We start from the raw sequence: 16,377 nt of genomic DNA on the forward strand, positions 1-16,377 counted from the left end.
CGACGCAGCCCCGGACCTCAGTAGAGCGAGTTGTCATGTGCCGCGCGGACGGCAACCCGATCAATGTGCTTGTGGTCGATGACGAGTCCGTGCTGGCCGAGATGGTGTCGATGGCACTGCGCTATGAAGGTTGGAACATCGCGACCGCCTGCGACGGATCGTCGGCAATCGCCTCGGCCCGCGCTCAGCGGCCCGACGTGGTGGTGCTCGACGTGATGCTCCCCGACATGAGCGGCCTCGACGTCTTACATAAACTGCGCGAAGAGAATCCCCAGCTGCCCGTGCTGTTGCTGACGGCCAAGGATGCGATCGAAGACCGCATCGCCGGGTTGACCGCGGGCGGCGACGACTACGTCACCAAACCGTTCAGCATCGAAGAAGTCGTGCTGCGGCTGCGGGCGCTGTTGCGCCGCACCGGCGTGACGACCGTCGACAGCGGCGCGCAACTCGTCGTCGGCGACCTGGTGCTCGATGAGGACAGCCATGAGGTGACCCGCGCCGGCGAGCCAATCTCGTTGACCTCCACCGAATTCGAGCTGCTGCGGTTCATGATGCGCAACTCCAAGCGAGTGCTGAGCAAGGCGCAGATCCTCGACCGTGTGTGGAGCTACGACTTCGGCGGTCGGTCCAACATCGTCGAGTTGTACATCTCGTACCTTCGCAAGAAGATCGACAATGGTCGCGAGCCCATGATCCACACGCTGCGCGGTGCGGGCTATGTCCTCAAGCCAGCCCGCTAAGTCACGGCGAGTCTGGTCGCTTCGGCTTCGGCTTCTGGTCGGGCAGCTCGTCGTGCTCGCCCTGGTGTGCATCGGGATCACGGCGGCAACAGAACTCGCGCTCAACCAGAACTTGATGAAGCAGCTCGATACGCAGCTCGGGGCGGCCTCGTATCGCTCGGCGCTGATGTATCCCGAACCGAATCGGCCGGGGTGGCATCACGAGCATTCCAACTATCCGCGCCCGGGCCCCGGCCCGCGCTTTCTCGACGCCCCCGGCCAGCCGGCGGGGATGGTGGCCGCCGTGGTCAGCGAGGGCACGACGGTCGACGCCGGCTATCTGACCAGTAGCGGCACCCGGGCCGCGTTGAGCGACAAGGCCCAGTCTCAGCTTGCGGCTATCTCGGGCAGCCGCAATCCGACGACGCTGGATCTCGACGGCCTGGGCCGCTACCGCGTGGTGGCCGCGCCCAGCCGGCGCGGCGGCGACCTGATCGTGACCGGTCTGTCGATGAGTGACGTCGACGCCACGTCGGTGCGGATGCTGGTGATCTTCGGGATCGTGACGGCCGTCGCGCTGGCCGCCGCGACCATCGCCGGGTTGGTGATCATCCGACGGGCGCTGGCCCCGCTGCGTCGCGTCGCCGCAACCGCGCGCAAGGTCGCCGACCTGCCGCTATCCCGCGGCGAAGTCGAACTGCCGGTGCGGGTTCGGGAGGGGGACGCCAACCCGTCGACCGAGGTGGGCCAGCTCGGCTCGGCGCTCAACCGGATGCTGGACCACGTCGCGGCGGCGCTGGAGGCGCGGCAGGCCAGCGAGACCCGGGTGCGCCAGTTCGTCGCCGACGCCAGCCACGAGCTGCGCACCCCGCTGGCCGCGATCCGCGGCTACACCGAACTCACCCAGCGCATGGGCGACGACCGCGAGGCGGTGGCGCACGCGATGAGCCGGGTGGCCTCCGAGACGGAGCGCATCACGCGGCTGGTCGAAGATCTGCTGCTGCTGGCGCGTCTGGACTCCGCCCAGCCGCTGGAGCGCGAACCGGTCGATCTGTCGCGCCTGGCGGTGGACGCCGTCAGCGACGCGCACGTCGCCGGACCGGATCACCAGTGGGAACTCGACCTGCCCGAGGAGCCGGTGATGGTCACCGGTGACGCGGCCCGGCTACACCAGGTGCTGACCAATCTGCTTGCCAACGCCCGGATCCACACCGGCGCAGGGACGGTCGTGACGACCAGATTGAGCACCGAGCCGACGCAGAGCGTGTTGCGGGTGATCGACAACGGCCCGGGCATTCCTACCGCGCTTCAGTCGGAGGTATTCGAACGATTCGCCCGCGGCGACACTTCCCGCTCTCGCAAGGGCGGCAGCACCGGGCTGGGACTGGCGATCGTGTCCGCAGTTGTCAAGGCGCACAACGGGACCATCTCGGTGGCCAGCTCACCGGGTCACACGGAGTTCACGGTGCGGTTGCCACTCAATGGGTGGCAACCGCCCGCGGAACCTCTTGAATCAGTTAGCTAGAGCAGGTCACATTGATTTCGAACGGCTTGTTCACCGGCTGCATCGGGTTGGCCATGTCGACGCCGGTGGCCGTGCCGCTGATCTTATAGGTGTTGCCGCTCTTGGTCGCCGAGGCATTGCCCTGGCCGGTGCCGTCGGTGTAGGCCAGTGTCACGCCGTTGACGTTGCCCAGCCCCACGGACTTCACCGCGGGCGGGTTGGCGTCGGTCAGGACGGCGGCGATACCGGTCGCGGCCCCGCCGATCGCGATGTTGACGCTGCCGCCCGCGGTTGTGCAGACGACCGAGCCGGCCACGTTCTGGTCCTTGCCGTCGATGGTCACCTTCGGCCCGCCACCTCCGGTTGACGCCGCACTTGTGGTGCCCGAAGCCCCGTTGCCGCTCGAATTCGACTTCTTGTCCGAACAGCCGGAAATGCCGGCGGCCAGAATCGCCACGGCGGCTATCCCGATGGTCAGTTCACGCTTCACCTGTGCTCCTTTGCCCGATATAGCGGTCCTCCGAGGGTGGAGGGCCATCTGGGCAGTATGCCGCGTTTGCCGGGCCGTATAAAAGGGGTTGCAGCAAATTGTTTCGTTCCGGTTAACCGGTCCGCTCGCAACGAGTCCTTTCGGGCAAGGGTGCGTTAATGGCAATGTATTGCCGTGGACCACAAACCCCCCACCGCAGTCATCGAGTCGGCGCACCGTGACCATGACCTGCCGTTCCACGACACCACCGACTTCGACAACGCCGACCGCGGGTTCATCGCGGCGCTTTCGCCGTGCGTCATCACGGCCGCCGACGGCAGCGTGGTGTGGGACAACGACTCGTACGCCTTCCTCGAGGGCCCCGCGCCGACCTCGGTGCATCCCAGCCTGTGGCGGCAGTCGATGCTCAACGCCAAACAGGGCCTCTACGAGGTGGTGCCCGGCATCTATCAGGTCCGCGGCTTCGACATCTCCAACATCAGCTTCATCGAGGGCGACACCGGGATCATCGTCATCGATCCACTGGTCTCCACCGAGGTGGCCGCCGCGGCGCTGGATCTTTACCGCACCCACCGTGGTGGTGACCGTCCCGTCGTCGCCGTGATCTACACCCACAGCCACGTCGACCATTTCGGCGGCGTGCTGGGTGTCACCTCGCAGGCCGACGTCGACGCCGGCAAGGTGGCAGTGCTTGCGCCGGAAGGCTTCACCGCACACGCCGTGCAGGAGAACGTCTACGCGGGCCCCGCCATGCTCCGCCGCGCGACGTACATGTACGGCAGCAAGTTGGAGCGCGGGCCGCAGGGCCAAGTCGGCTGCGGGCTCGGCCAGGCCGCATCCAACGGCGAGGTCGCGATCATCGTGCCGACCATCGACATCCGGGCAACCGGTGAAAAGCACACCATCGACGGCGTGGAGATCGAGTTCCAGATGGCGCCGGGAACCGAAGCGCCCGCCGAAATGCATTTCTATTTCCCGAGTTTCCGTGCGCTGTGCATGGCCGAAAACGCCACCCACAACCTGCACAACCTGCTGACGTTGCGCGGCGCGCTCGTTCGCGACCCGCACGCCTGGTCGGGCTATCTCACCGAGGCCATCGACCGCTTCGGCCAACACGCCGACGTCGTGTTCGCCTCCCACCACTGGCCGACCTGGGGCCGCGACAGCATCGCCGAATTCCTTGGTTTGCAACGGGATCTGTACGCCTACCTGCACGACCAGACGCTGCGGCTGCTCAACCAGGGGCACACCGGTGTGGAAATTGCCGAGATGTTCCAGCTGCCGCCTGCCCTGGACCAGGCGTGGCACGCGCGCGGCTATTACGGTTCGGTCAGCCACAACGTCAAGGCCGTCTACCAGCGTTACATGGGCTGGTTTGACGGCAACCCGGGCCGGCTGTGGCCGCATCCCCCAGAGGCCCTGGCCCCCCGCTATGTCGAGGCGATGGGCGGCATCGACCGCGTCGTCGAGCTGGCCCAGTCGGCGTTCGACTCCGGCGATTTCCGTTGGGCGGCGACACTATTGGATCACGCGATGTTCACCGACAGCGACCATGCGGTGGCGCGCGCGCTCTACGCCGACACCCTGGAGCAGCTGTCGTATGGCGCCGAAAACGCGACGTGGCGAAACTTCTTCATGAGCGGGGCGACCGAACTGCGCGAGGGCAACTTCGGCACCGCGGGGCAGGTCACGTCGTCGACCATGATCTCTCAGCTGTCACCGGAGCAGATCTTCGACAGCCTCGCGATCGCGGTCAACGGGCCCCGCAGCTGGGACCTCGACCTTGCCTTCGATTTTTCATTCGAAGATTCGGGCGCGAACTACCGGCTCACCCTGCGCAACGGCGTGCTGGTCTACCGCGAGCTCCCGCCGGACTTCGCCTCGGCGAGCGTTACGCTCAAGCTGGCCAACAAGGTTCGGCTGCTGCAGGCGGCTTTTGGCGACTTCAGCTCGCCCGGGCTCGAGCTCTCCGGCGACGAGTCGGCCCTTCAGTCGCTGATCGGCGCGCTGGACCGGCCGAAGCCGGACTTCGACATCGTCACGCCGTAGGTTTCGGGGCGCACCGAGATTGCCGAGGCGCCGAGACGCGAGACGCCGTAAGCCATCACGCGACGTCGATCACCACTTTGCCCAGCACCTTGCGGTCGGCCACATAGCGCAGCGCCGCCGCGGTTTCCGCCAACGGGAACCGCGCGCCGATGTAGGGCCGGACGATGCCGTCGGCGAACATCCGCGCCAGTTCTACATCGTCGCGGACGGCCTCGTCGGGGTAGTCAGTCGCGAAGGTGCGGATCTCCATGCCGCGCACGCGAATATCTTTCAGCATCACGAGATTGAGCGGGATCTTCGGGATGGTGCCCGCCGCATAGCCCAGGGTGACGAAGGTTCCACCGCGCGCGAGCCCGCGCAGGGCGGGCTCCGAGTAGGACCCACCAACCGGGTCCAGGACCACGCGGGCAGCGTCGCCGGTCAGTTCGCGGATGCGGGTCTTCAGGTCCTCTTGGTCGTAGTCGACGGTGGCCTCGGCGCCCCGCTGCCGGCACAGCTCGAGCTTCTCCGGGCTCGACGCCGCCGCCAGGACCCGGGCCTTCATCGCGACCGCCAGATCGACCGCGGCCAGCCCCACGCCGCCCGCGGCGCCCAGCACCACGACCCAATCACCTTCTCGGACAGCGGCGGTCGAGCGCAGCGCGTAATACGCGGTGCGGTAGGTCACGCCGAAGGCCGCGGCCGAGGCGAAGTCGGCGTCGTCGGGCACGAGCACGGCCTGGCTCGCGTCCAGCAGCGCCTGCTCGGCGAACGCACCGAACGTGGTACCGGCGACGCGCTGTCCGGGGCTGAATCGCGCGCCCTCGCCCGCGGCGATCACCTCGCCGGCGATCTCGTTGCCCGGTATGAACGGCGGCGGGATCTTGACCTGATACTTGCCCGCAATGAACAGCACGTCGGGGAAATTGACCGCCGCGGCGTGCACCCGCACCAGCACCTGGCCCGGTGCGGGAACCGGCGGGTCGACGTCCTCGATCACCAGATCTTCCGGAGTGCCGTAGGCATGACAGACAGCAGCGCGCATCAATTGACTCCCAGACCGTTGAGACAGAACCGAACCACGTGTGCGATATCGCCGGAGCCGGGTCGGCTCGCCGAACCCATGTAGCGCCGCATCGTCGCCGCCGTGCAGCAGAACACCGCCTCGACGTCGCGCTCCACATCGCTACTACCCAGCGCCGCAACGGGTTCCATTAACAGATCCCGTAGCGGCCACATCATCTCCTGGTCGACCGTACGCCAATTGGTGCCGGCCGACATCTGACCGGCCGCGGCGCGGCTCTTCCGGATCAGGTCGGGCTCGGCGACCTGCGCCAGCGTGCCCTCGATCCAGCGCGCGATCTTGTCCCGCGGCGCGGACTCCTTGGCCATCTGGTGCTGCAGGTAGGACACGACGATCGCCACACCGCGTTCCATCACGGCCAGGATCAGCTCGTCCTTGCCGGCGAAGTACCGGTAGAACGCCTTGTTCGACGAGCCGGCCTCGGCGACGATGTCGCTGACCCGGGGCGGCTCGGGGGCGACGCGTTCCATCACCCGCACCGCCGCCGCCAGAATGCGTTCCACCTCCTCGGTGGCCTCCCGCTGGCGATCGTCGAGCGCGCGCTCGACGGCCGCGGTGACTCGATTGCTCACGGCGAATCAGGAAGCGCCGGAACGCGACCCACCAGCGTGCCGTACTTCTCCCGGGCGGCATCGCGGCGCACGTCGAGCATCTCGCTGGGCCAGTCGCCGTCCTCGGCGTCGTAACCCTTGAGCAACATCCGGGCCAGGTTGACCTTGTGCGCCTCGGTCGGGCCGTCCGCCAGGCCGAGCGCGATCCCGCCGAGCAGCACGTTGACCAGCGGCAGCTGGTCGGTGAGCCCCAGCGCGCCGTGCACCTGAATCGCACGCAGGGCAATGGATTTGAGGACCTGTGACGCCAGGATCTTGCAGACGCCGATCTCGGCGCGGGCCGCGCGCTCGTCGCCGTTGTCGATCAGCCACGCCGCGTGCAGCACCGTCAGCCGAAATGGGGTCAGCTCGGTGTAGGAGTCGGCGACGAATTCCTGGACCAGCTGCTTGTCGGCCAGCAGACTGCCCTGGGTGAACCGGCTTTTCGCGCGCCGCGACATCATGTCGACCGCGCGCTGCGCCATGCCGATCGCGCGCATCGCGTGGTGCAGGCGACCGCCCGCGAGCCGCGTCTGCAGGATCAAAAAGCCCTGACCCGGCTCGCCGAGCAGCGCATCGGCCGGCACCCGCACGTCGTTGTAGTGCACCAGCGAGTGCCCCGGCTCGTGCGGGTCCGCGCCCACCAGGTGATGGTTGGCCTCCAGGACCAGGCCCTCGGTGCCGGCGGGGATCAGGAATGTCGACGCGCCGGTGTGGACCGGGACGTCCGGGTCGGTGATGGCGACGACGATGAAGAACGATGCGACGGAAGCATTGGAGGAGAAGTACTTTCGGCCGGTGATGACCCAGTCGTCACCGTCGCGGACTGCGCGGGTGGTGAAGACCCGCGGGTCGGCCCCGCCCTGCGGCTCGGTCATCGAGAAGCAGGAGAAGATCTCCCCGGACAGCAGCCCGGCCAGGTAGCGGTCCTTTTGGTCCTGGGTGCCGAACCGCGCGATGATTTCCGCGTTGCCGGTGTCGGGCGCCTGCGTCCCGAAGACGATCGGTGCCCACGGGCTGCGGCCCAGGATCTCGTTGATCAGCGTCAGCTTGACCGCGCCGAAGCCCTGCCCGCCGAGCTCCGGACCCAAATGCGGTGCCCACAGGCCATTGTCGCGAACCTGCTGCTTGAGCGGATCGACGATGCGCCGTCGCTCGTCGTTCAGCGGCAGGAACTCGCAGCCCGGGAACAGCACCTCGAGCGGTTCCACTTCCTCGCGCACGAATCCCCGGATCCAGTCGAGCTTCTTTTCGAATTCCGGTTCGGTGGAGAAGTCCCAGGACATTCGATACTCCTATTCGTCAGGGGATCCCGCCATCGGCGCGCACGATCGAGCCGGTGGTAAAGCTGGATGCGTTGGAGGCCAAAAACAGTGCGGCGCCGACGATTTCGTGCGGATCGCCGGCGCGCTTCAGCGCCAGGTGACCGAAGTTATTGCCGTTACCGAGATCCCACGCCTTGCTGACGTCGGTCAGGAAGGGCCCGGCCATCAGCGTGTTGACCCGCACGGTCGGCCCGAACGCCTGCGCCAGCCCCTCGGTCATCGCGTTGAGCCCGGCCTTGGCGGCGGCATAGGGAATGATGCCGCCGTTGGGGCGCAGCGACCCGGTGGAGCTGACGTTGATGATGGACCCGCTGCCTGCGGCCACCATGCGCTCGCCCACCAACGCCGATAACCGGAAGGGCCCCTTGAGGTTCAGGTTCAGCACGGCGTCGAACAACTTCTCGGTGACGTTGCTGAGCTTGTCGTAGAGCGGCGACATGCCGGCGTTGTTGATCAACGTGTCGATCTTGCCGAACCGTTCGTAGGTCGCGTCGACCAAGCCGTCGAGCTGATCCCAGCGCCCCACATGCACCTGATAGGGCAGGGCCGCACGGCCCGTCTGCGCTTCGATCTCGTTGGCCGTCGACACGCAGTTGTCCAGGTTACGGCTGGCGATCACCACGTCGGCGCCGCAGCGGGCGGCGGCGAACGCCATCTCGCGGCCCAGGCCGCGGCTGCCGCCGGTGATCAGGATGACATGGTCGGTCAGGTCGAAAAGACCATCCGCATAACCCATTTCAGCGGCCCCCTCGCGGTCCGGAAGGTAGCGATCGCGCCAGCTCGGCCGCGGTGGCGATCAGCCGCGGGATCATCGCCCCGAAGGCGTCTTGGATCTGCGGGTCGACCTTGCCGGTGCGCACCCCGGCCGCGTAGGTCTTCTCCAGCACGATGCCGAGCTTCCAGTTCGCCAAAACCAGGTAGTAGTCGATGTTTTCGGTGGACAGGCCGCTGACCTTCTCGTAGTGCTCCAGCAGCTCGCTGCGCGTCGGCATACCCAACATGTCCAGATAAAACCCATCCTCGCTGGGGTTTTCGCCGTCGTAGCCGAGCAGGCACCAGGCCAGGTCCAGTAGCGGATCGCCGACCGTGGTCATCTCCCAGTCCACGATCGCGGCCAGCCGGGCCGGACCACCGTGCGCGAACATCACATTGGCGAACTGGTAGTCGCCGTGCATGATGCCCGGCCGGTACTGCGCGGGCCGATTGCGGCGCAGCCACTCCGACGCCTCGTCCAGGCCGGGAAGTTCGCGGACCTTGTGGGCGTCGAGGAAGGTCAGCCAGCGATCGACCTGCCGCTCGTGGAATCCGTCCGGGCGCCCGAACCCCTCGAGCCCCTGGCCGCGCCAGTCGACGCGGCCCAGCTTGGCGGCGCCGTCGACGAGTTCGAACGCCAGCCCGCGGCGTGCCTCCAGGTCGGTGTCGAACGGCGCGTGCCAGCCGCCCTCCATCGGGCTCCACCCGTCGATCGCCCGCATCACGTAGAACGGCAGGCCCAGCACCGTGCCGGTGTCGTCGGCGGCGATCAGCTCGGCGTGCGGCACGTCGGTGCCCGACAAGGCGCGCACCAACCGGATCTCGCGCAGCAGCCCGTCGATGCGCGCGGCATCGGCGCGGGCGCCCGGCATTCGCAGCACCATGCGCTCGGGCCCGCGCTGGATCAGATACAGCGTGTTCTGCGAGCCGCCCTTGAGCAGCTCCAGGCTCGGTTCTTCCCCGCTACCCGGAGTGTCGTTCGCATCCAGCCACCGACCAAGAACGCCCTGGTCCAGCTGGGTTTCGCCAGCAGTCGTCATTGTCCGCACACCCCAATCTCCGTACGGAGAATAGCATTCTCCACGCCCGGCGGGAATGCCCGCTCAGCCGCCGATCCCGTTGTCGAGACCGAGATGCGTCATGAAATACCACGGGACGCCGACCCGTTGCACGACCACGACGGTGACCAGGACGACCACGGCGATGATCAACCGGATCGCGCGCGTCCGGGTGCGCATCGGCGCGAAGGCCAGGCCCAGGAAGACCAGGACGAAGCCCCACTCCGCCCACATGAGGAGCCGTTTGGGCGCCTTGGCCGCCCTGTCGTAGTCGGTGAAGTGGGAGTCGGGAAAGCCGGTCAGATACAGATCTATCGACGCCATGAAGGCCAACCCCAGCGAGGCGATCGCAAAGATGATGCACGCGACGATGGTCAGGGTTCGCCTCGGCGCCGGGTCAGGCCGCCGCGCCTTCTCGTCGTCGAACACCTTGGCCGCCAACTCCGGCTTGTGTGCGGTGAGCAGAAACCCCGGCGCCATGAAGTGGCCCTCGTCGTCGCGTTCGACGCCCGGCACGTCGGCATCGAGCGCGCTCGAGTTGCCGTAGACCTTGGCGGGGCGCAGCTCGTCGATTTCCCACAGCGTCGAAACCTCTTGGCGTAACTCGTTTTCGGTGAAGCCCCTCGGCCCGCCGTCGCCCAGGGCGCCGGCGGCGAAGGCCAGGATGTGAAGTGACGCACCTGGAGCGGCGGCGCGAAAGATCGACCGAAGATAGTCCTGTCGTCGCTCGGGCGGCAGCGCGTGGAACAGGCCGCTGTCCAGGATCGTCGAGAAGCGGCCGTCATAGCCGTCGAAGTCGGTGACGTCGGCCTGCGCGAAAGTCGCCGTCGTCAGCCCGCGTTCGGCGGCTTCCGCGGTGGCGGCCTCGATCGCGGTGGGGCTGGCGTCCAGGCCGACGACGGTGTGGCCACGCTCGGCGAGAACCAGCGCCAGCGCGGCATGGCCGCAGCCAGAATCCAGCACGTCGCTACGGACCGTGCCCTGATCGATCAGTTCCGCCAGCTCGGGCTGCGGCCGGCCGATGCTCCACGGCGGCGGCGCTTCCTCCCGATAGGCGGCGTCCCAATCCCGGTTCGGCTCGCTCATCCCTCCTCCTTGATGTCGAGACCCCATTGCAGATTAGGAGACGGCCGCGCGCCGCGGCAGTGGGCGATGAGAAACTGCCAACCGGCGCGCCCGACGACGCCACTCACGACCGAGACACTGGGAGACACATGCAAGTCCTGCTGGTCCGCCACGCGTTGCCAATGCGCACCGAGCACGGCCAGGGTTCGGATCCGGAGCTCTCCGAGGAAGGGAACGCGCAGATCGCGCGCCTGCCCGAGGCGCTCGCCAGGTTTCCGATCTCCCGGGTGATCAGCAGCCCGCAGCGGCGCGCGATGCAAACCGCGCAGCCGGTCGCCGCGGCTCGCGAGCTGGCCGTGGAGGTAGACGAGCGGTTCGCCGAATACGACCGCGACCTGCCGGCGTACATCCCGGTCGAGCAGATCCGTGCGGAGAACCCCAAGGAGTGGGAGCGGATGGCCCAGGGCCATCTGCCCAGCGCGGTCGACGAAGACGCGTTCCGGGCGCGGGTGCTGGCGGCGCTGAACGATCTCGTCGCCTCGGCCGATGCGGACGACACCGTCGCGGTGTTCAGCCACGGCGGGGTGATCAACCTGCTGCTGCACGAGATCCTGGGGACGAAGCGGCTGTTGTCGTTTCCCATCGACTACGCCTCGGTGACCCGGCTGCTGTACTCGCGCTCGGGTCAGGCAACCGTTTCGGGGGTCAACGGGGTCGAACACGTGTGGGACCTGTTACCGCGCAACCAGCGATGGTAAACAAGTGCGGTGACTTCGGCTGACCAACTCGACGGGCTGGACCTGCCCGCCCTGGACCGGTATCTGCGTTCGTTCGGGATCGAGCGCGACGGCGAATTGCGTGGGGACTTCATTTCCGGTGGCCGATCCAATCTGACGTTCCGGGTCTACGACGACAAGACCAACTGGCTGGTGCGCCGCCCGCCGCTGCACGGGCTGACCCCGTCGGCCCACGACATGGCCCGCGAGTACCGGGTGGTGGCCGCGCTGCACGACACGGCCGTCCCGGTGGCACGCGCGATCGCCCTGTGCGAGGACGACGCGGTGCTCGGCGCGCCGTTCCAGATCGTCGAATTCGTTGCCGGGCAGGTGGTGCGCCGCCGCGCCCAGCTCGAAGCGTTCAACCACACCGTCATCGACAAATGCGTCAACTCGTTGGTCCGGGTGCTCGTGGATCTGCACCACGTCGATCCGCAGGCGGTCGGCTTGGGTGACTTCGGCAAGCCCACCGGTTATCTGGAACGCCAGGTGCGCCGGTGGGGTTCGCAATGGGAGTTGGTGCGGCTGCCCGACGACCACCGCGACGACGACGTCGAACGGCTGCATTCCGGTCTGCACCAAGCGATTCCGCAGCAGAGCAAGGTCTCGATCGTGCACGGTGACTACCGGATCGACAACACGATCCTGGACGCCGACGATCCGACTCGGGTGCGTGCGGTCGTCGACTGGGAGCTCTCGACGCTGGGGGACCCGCTGTCGGATGCGGCCCTGATGTGCGTGTACCGCGACCCCGCGCTGGACCTGATCGTGAACGCGCAGGCCGCCTGGACCTCGCCGCTGCTGCCGACCGCCGACGAGCTTGCGGATCGTTATTCGCTGGCCGCCGGGGTGTCGCTGGAGCATTGGGAGTTCTACATGGCGCTGGCGTACTTCAAGCTCGCCATCATCGCGGCGGGCATCGATTTCCGCCGGAGGATGTCGGATCAGGCCAAGGGCAAAGACTCCGAACACATGCCCGAAGTCGTGGCGCCGCTGATCTCCCGCGGCCTGGCGGAGCTCGCGAAGCTGCCCGGTTAAACGGTCCCGGTCATCCCGGTGTCGATCGACGTCGCCGCCGCGTGCTGCCTCTTGGCGACCCGGCGCAACTGAATGATTCGCGCGGTGCCGACCGCCACCGTCAGCAGGCCGCCGACTACAGCCGCCAGCAGGATGGCCACGCCCAGTGGCAGGCTCCAGCGCCAGCCCAAAAACTGGAACGATGTCGAGGCCGTGTTCTGGGTAATGAAGACCAGTAACAGGATCAGGATCAGGAAACCCGCGATCAACGCCGACCACAACGCGCCGGCGCGGGTGAACCCGATCGCCGGTTCTTTCGTTGTCGGACCGACGGGGGGAGGCGGAGTGGGTGAGGCAGGGGATTTGCCGCTCATAGTTCCATCTTCTCCCCATCCGTCAGAGAATGAAACCAACAACGCCGTAAACCCGGTTCTGCCTGCGCAATCGCGCGGCGTCCGGATGCTTCTGACACTAGGGTCTGCGATATGACGATGCCGCGGCGCGTGCACGGCACGATCGTCGCCGCGGCGGTGTGCGTGGCAACGGTCTGCTTGGTCGCGTCGTGCAGCAACGCCGATCCGCTGGGTCAGCAGGTCCGTAGCACGACATCCATCGTGGTGGGCTCCGGCGACTTCCCGGAATCGCAGATCCTGTCCGAGATCTACGCACAGGCATTGGAGGTGAACGGGTTTGACGTCGGGCGGCGCATGGGAATAGGCAGCCGCGAGACGTATATCCCCGCGTTGAAAGATCATTCCGTGGACTTGGTGCCGGAGTACATCGGAAACCTCCTGCAATACTTCGAGCCCAAATCGACAGTGACCATGCTGGATGCCGTCGAGCTGGAGCTCTACAAGCGCCTGCCCGGCGACCTGTCCATCCTGACGCCGTCGCCGGCATCCGACACCGACACGATCACCGTCACCGCGGAAACCGCCGCGGCGTGGCACCTGAAGACCATCGGTGACCTGGCGGCACACTCGGCGGAGATCAAGCTCGGCGCACCGTCGGACTTCCAGGCCCGCCCGTCGGGGCTGCCGGGCCTGAAGCAGAAGTACGGCCTGACCATCAGCCCGGGCAACTACGTCGCCATCGAAGACGGTGGTGGGGCGGTGACCGTGCGCGCGCTGCTGGAGCGAAGGGTCAACGCCGCCAACGTCTTCAGCACGTCGCCGGCCATCCCGCAAAACCACTTGGTGGTATTAGAGGATCCCGAGCACAACTTCTTGGCGGGCAACATTGTGCCGCTGGTGAATTCGCAGAAGAAGTCCGACCGACTCAAGGATGTGCTGGACGCGATATCTGCGAAGCTGACGTCTGTCGGTGTGGCGGCGCTCAACGCTCAGGTGGCGGGCAACTCTGGTAAAGACCCAGGCCAGGTAGCACGGAACTGGTTGCGGGATAACGGCTTCGATCACGCCATCGCGCCATGATCAGCTTCGAGCGAGTCAGTAAGGTATTTCCCGGCGGCAACACCGCCGTCGACGATCTGAGCCTCGAGGTTTCCGACGGCAAGCTGACGGTCTTCGTCGGTTCGTCGGGCAGCGGCAAGAGCACGGCGCTGCGCATGATCAACCGCATGGTCGAGCCGACGTCGGGCATCATCCGGGTGGACCGGGCCGACGTTTCCGCCGTCGATCCGGTAAAGCTGCGTCTCGGAATCGGTTACGTCATCCAGAATGCCGGGCTGATGCCGCATCAGCGGGTGATCGACAACGTCGCGACCGTGCCGGTACTCAAGGGCCAGCCGCGGCGGGCCGCCCGCAAGGCCGCCTACGAGGTGCTCGAACGCGTCGGCCTGGACGCCAAACTCGCCAACCGGTATCCCGCCCAACTGTCCGGCGGCGAACAACAGCGCATCGGCGTCGCGCGGGCACTGGCCGCCGACCCCCCGATTCTGTTGATGGACGAGCCGTTTTCGGCGATCGACCCGGTGGTCCGCCACGAGCTGCAGAACGAAATACTGCGCCTGCAAAGCGAATTGCACAAAACCATCGTCTTCGTCACGCACGATATCGACGAGGCGCTCAAGCTCGCCGACCGGGTGGCGGTGTTCGGTCGCGGCGGGGTGCTGCAGCAGTACGACGAGCCCGCGCAGCTGCTGTCGCGACCGGCCAACGAGTTCGTGGCCAGGTTCATCGGCCTCGGCCGCGGCTACCGCTGGCTTCAACTCATCGACGCGGCCGGGTTGCCGCTGCGCGACATCGACCGAATTGCCGCGGGCGCCTTAGGCGATGGCTCGGGTGCACCTGCTGTGGACGGCTGGACGCTCGTGGTCGACGACGACGGCGTGCCGCTGGGCTGGATCGATGCCGACGGGGTGCGACGCCACCGCGGTGGCACGCCGCTGGCCGAAAGCATCAGCGCCGTCGGCTCGCAGCTGCGTCCGGGCGGCAACCTCAGCCAGGCACTCGACGCGGCGCTGTCCTCCCCGTCGTTCGTCGGCATCGCGGTCGACCGCGACGGCAGGGTGATCGGCGGCGTGCTGGCCGACGACGTCCTGGCCGCCGTGCAGGCCGAGCGGCGGGACTGACCATGCACTACCTGCTGACGCATCTCGACGTCGCCTGGCGGCTGACCATGGTGCACTTGCGGCTTGCGCTGCTGCCCGTGCTGATCGGGCTGGCGATCTCGGTGCCGCTGGGCATGCTGGTGCAGCGCGCGCCGATTGCCCGGCGGTTTACGACGGCGACCGCCGGCGTCGTGTTCACCATCCCGTCGCTGGCGTTGTTCGTGGCGCTGCCGACGATCATCGGAACGCGAATCCTCGACGAGGCCAACGTCATCGTCGCGCTGACGGCCTACACCGCCGCGCTGTTAGTGCGCGCCGTGCTCGAGGCGCTGGATGCCGTTCCCGCCCACGTGCGCGACGCCGCTACCGCCATCGGCTACCCGACGCTCAAGCGGAAGCTCAAAGTCGAACTGCCGCTGTCGATTCCGGTGTTGATCGCGGGACTGCGCGTGGTGGTGGTGACCAACATCGCGATGGTGGCGGTGGGCTCGGTGATCGGCATCGGCGGGCTGGGCTCCTGGTTCACCATGGGGTATCAGGCCAATAAGAGCGGCCAGATCGTCGCGGGCATCATCGTCTTGCTGGCGCTTGCCGCCGTCCTCGACGCGTCGATCGTCGTGGTCGGGCGGCTGGCCACGCCGTGGGAACGCGCCGCCCGCAAAACCGACCGGCGTCGCTCGGCGTCGGCCCCCGTCGCAGGCGGCGCGCGATGAACTTCGTGCAGCAGGCGGTGACCTATCTGCTGACCGCCGACAACTGGATGGGCCCGGTCGGGCTGGCCGCGCGGATCATGCAGCACCTGGAATACACCGCGCTCGCCATCGGGGCGTCGGCGCTGGTCGCCGTCCCGATCGGGCTGCTCATCGGACACACCGGGCGCGGCACGCTGCTGGTGGTGGGCCTGGTCAACGGCTTGCGCGCGCTCCCGACGCTGGGCGTGTTGCTGCTGATGGTGCTGATTTTCGGGCTGGGCATGGGCCCGCCGCTGGTGGCCCTGATGCTGCTGGGCGTTCCGTCGCTGCTGGCCGGCACCTACGCGGGCATCGCGAGCGTCGAGCCCACCGTGGTCGACGCCGCCCGGGCCATGGGCATGACGGAGGCCCAGGTGCTCCTTCGCGTCGAGGTGCCCAACGCGCTGCCGCTGATCCTGGGCGGGCTGCGCAACGCGACGTTGCAGGTGGTGGCGACCGCGACGGTGGCCGCCTACGCCAGTCTGGGCGGGCTGGGCCGCTACCTGATCGACGGGATCAAGATGCGCGAATTCCAGCTTGCCCTGGTCGGCGCGCTGATGGTGGCGGCCCTGGCGCTGGTGCTCGACGCCCTGCTGGCGCTGGCGGTCTGGATGTCGGTGCCGGGCACCGGGCGACTGCGCAGGCCAGGGCGGCGGGGCGACGTGACGCCCGCCGCACTTGCCGACAAAGCTGCCGCCGCCGGTGGACACGCCCTACGGTAGAAG

The 16,377-nt window shown here is 67.4% G+C and carries 16 protein-coding genes and 1 pseudogene; 9 read left to right on the top strand and 8 right to left on the bottom strand.

Annotated elements, in window-relative coordinates; genetic code table 11:
• Window positions 1-35: 35 nt before the first annotated feature.
• Together MRAB57_RS09060 and MRAB57_RS09065 are read left to right on the top strand one after the other, a co-directional pair.
• Window positions 36-740, top strand: coding sequence for a response regulator transcription factor (locus MRAB57_RS09060; protein ID WP_077087263.1), 705 nt, complete (start codon window positions 36-38; stop codon window positions 738-740).
• Window positions 718-2,244, top strand: a complete 1,527-nt coding sequence (locus MRAB57_RS09065; protein ID WP_077087264.1) for a sensor histidine kinase — start codon at window positions 718-720, stop codon at window positions 2,242-2,244. Before MRAB57_RS09060 ends, MRAB57_RS09065 begins: the two co-directional genes overlap by 23 nt.
• Here the strand turns inward: MRAB57_RS09065 and MRAB57_RS09070 are convergent.
• Window positions 2,237-2,713 (bottom strand): lipoprotein LpqH, encoded by a 477-nt coding sequence (locus tag MRAB57_RS09070; protein ID WP_077087265.1) that lies wholly within the window; start codon window positions 2,711-2,713, stop codon window positions 2,237-2,239. The two genes, MRAB57_RS09065 and MRAB57_RS09070, sit on opposite strands and share 8 nt — an antisense overlap.
• Before the next feature lie 168 nt (window positions 2,714-2,881).
• On the opposite strand from MRAB57_RS09070, the gene MRAB57_RS09075 reads away from it, so the two are divergent.
• A complete protein-coding gene (locus MRAB57_RS09075) occupies window positions 2,882-4,762 on the top strand; it encodes an alkyl/aryl-sulfatase (RefSeq protein ID WP_173814010.1) in 1,881 nt (626 codons plus the stop codon).
• A 55-nt stretch (window positions 4,763-4,817) separates the two neighbouring features.
• On the opposite strand, the gene MRAB57_RS09080 is transcribed toward MRAB57_RS09075, so the two are convergent.
• The 6 genes and pseudogenes from MRAB57_RS09080 to MRAB57_RS29130 form a co-directional block, all read right to left on the bottom strand.
• Entirely contained in the window at window positions 4,818-5,786 is a 969-nt protein-coding gene (locus MRAB57_RS09080; RefSeq protein ID WP_077087267.1) for an NADPH:quinone oxidoreductase family protein, read from the bottom strand.
• On the bottom strand, window positions 5,786-6,397 hold the full coding sequence (locus tag MRAB57_RS09085; RefSeq protein WP_077087268.1) for a TetR/AcrR family transcriptional regulator: 612 nt from the start codon (window positions 6,395-6,397) through the stop codon (window positions 5,786-5,788). The genes MRAB57_RS09080 and MRAB57_RS09085 overlap by 1 nt, the downstream gene beginning before the upstream one ends.
• Window positions 6,394-7,701 carry an acyl-CoA dehydrogenase family protein gene (locus MRAB57_RS09090; protein WP_077087269.1) on the bottom strand — a complete coding sequence of 436 codons (1,308 nt, stop codon included), beginning with the start codon at window positions 7,699-7,701 and terminating at the stop codon, window positions 6,394-6,396. The genes MRAB57_RS09085 and MRAB57_RS09090 overlap by 4 nt, the downstream gene beginning before the upstream one ends.
• A gap of 16 nt (window positions 7,702-7,717) precedes the next feature.
• A complete protein-coding gene (locus MRAB57_RS09095) occupies window positions 7,718-8,476 on the bottom strand; it encodes an SDR family NAD(P)-dependent oxidoreductase (RefSeq protein WP_077087270.1) in 759 nt (252 codons plus the stop codon).
• Between the two features lies 1 nt (window position 8,477).
• Complete coding sequence (locus MRAB57_RS09100) at window positions 8,478-9,533, bottom strand: phosphotransferase family protein (protein ID WP_077087271.1); 1,056 nt, start codon at window positions 9,531-9,533, stop codon at window positions 8,478-8,480.
• Window positions 9,534-9,992: 459 nt separating this feature from the next.
• Window positions 9,993-10,637 (bottom strand): annotated as a pseudogene (locus tag MRAB57_RS29130) (class I SAM-dependent methyltransferase); the annotation flags it as partial.
• Between the two features lie 128 nt (window positions 10,638-10,765).
• Between MRAB57_RS29130 and MRAB57_RS09110 the strand changes: the two are divergent.
• Window positions 10,766-11,374, top strand: a complete 609-nt coding sequence (locus MRAB57_RS09110) for a histidine phosphatase family protein (RefSeq protein ID WP_077087272.1) — start codon at window positions 10,766-10,768, stop codon at window positions 11,372-11,374.
• 9 nt (window positions 11,375-11,383) lie between these two features.
• Entirely contained in the window at window positions 11,384-12,430 is a 1,047-nt protein-coding gene (locus MRAB57_RS09115) for a phosphotransferase family protein (RefSeq protein WP_077087273.1), read from the top strand.
• Here MRAB57_RS09115 and MRAB57_RS09120 read toward each other — a convergent pair.
• On the bottom strand, window positions 12,427-12,783 hold the full coding sequence (locus tag MRAB57_RS09120; protein WP_077087274.1) for a LapA family protein: 357 nt from the start codon (window positions 12,781-12,783) through the stop codon (window positions 12,427-12,429). The genes MRAB57_RS09115 and MRAB57_RS09120 overlap by 4 nt on opposite strands.
• Before the next feature lie 111 nt (window positions 12,784-12,894).
• Between MRAB57_RS09120 and MRAB57_RS09125 the strand changes: the two genes are divergently transcribed.
• The 4 genes from MRAB57_RS09125 to MRAB57_RS09140 are packed head-to-tail and all read left to right on the top strand — an operon-like array spanning window position 12,895 to window position 16,374.
• Window positions 12,895-13,842, top strand: a complete 948-nt coding sequence (locus MRAB57_RS09125; protein ID WP_077087275.1) for an ABC transporter substrate-binding protein — start codon at window positions 12,895-12,897, stop codon at window positions 13,840-13,842.
• Window positions 13,839-14,942, top strand: coding sequence for an ABC transporter ATP-binding protein (locus MRAB57_RS09130; RefSeq protein ID WP_077087276.1), 1,104 nt, complete (start codon window positions 13,839-13,841; stop codon window positions 14,940-14,942). Before MRAB57_RS09125 ends, MRAB57_RS09130 begins: the two co-directional genes overlap by 4 nt.
• 2 nt (window positions 14,943-14,944) lie before the next feature.
• Complete coding sequence (locus MRAB57_RS09135; protein ID WP_077087277.1) at window positions 14,945-15,634, top strand: ABC transporter permease; 690 nt, start codon at window positions 14,945-14,947, stop codon at window positions 15,632-15,634.
• Entirely contained in the window at window positions 15,631-16,374 is a 744-nt protein-coding gene (locus tag MRAB57_RS09140; RefSeq protein ID WP_077087278.1) for an ABC transporter permease, read from the top strand. The genes MRAB57_RS09135 and MRAB57_RS09140 overlap by 4 nt, the downstream gene beginning before the upstream one ends.
• The last annotated feature ends 3 nt before the right edge of the window (window positions 16,375-16,377 follow it).

Source organism: Mycobacterium rhizamassiliense (assembly GCF_900157375.1).
Taxonomy (GTDB): Bacteria; Actinomycetota; Actinomycetes; order Mycobacteriales; family Mycobacteriaceae; genus Mycobacterium; species Mycobacterium rhizamassiliense.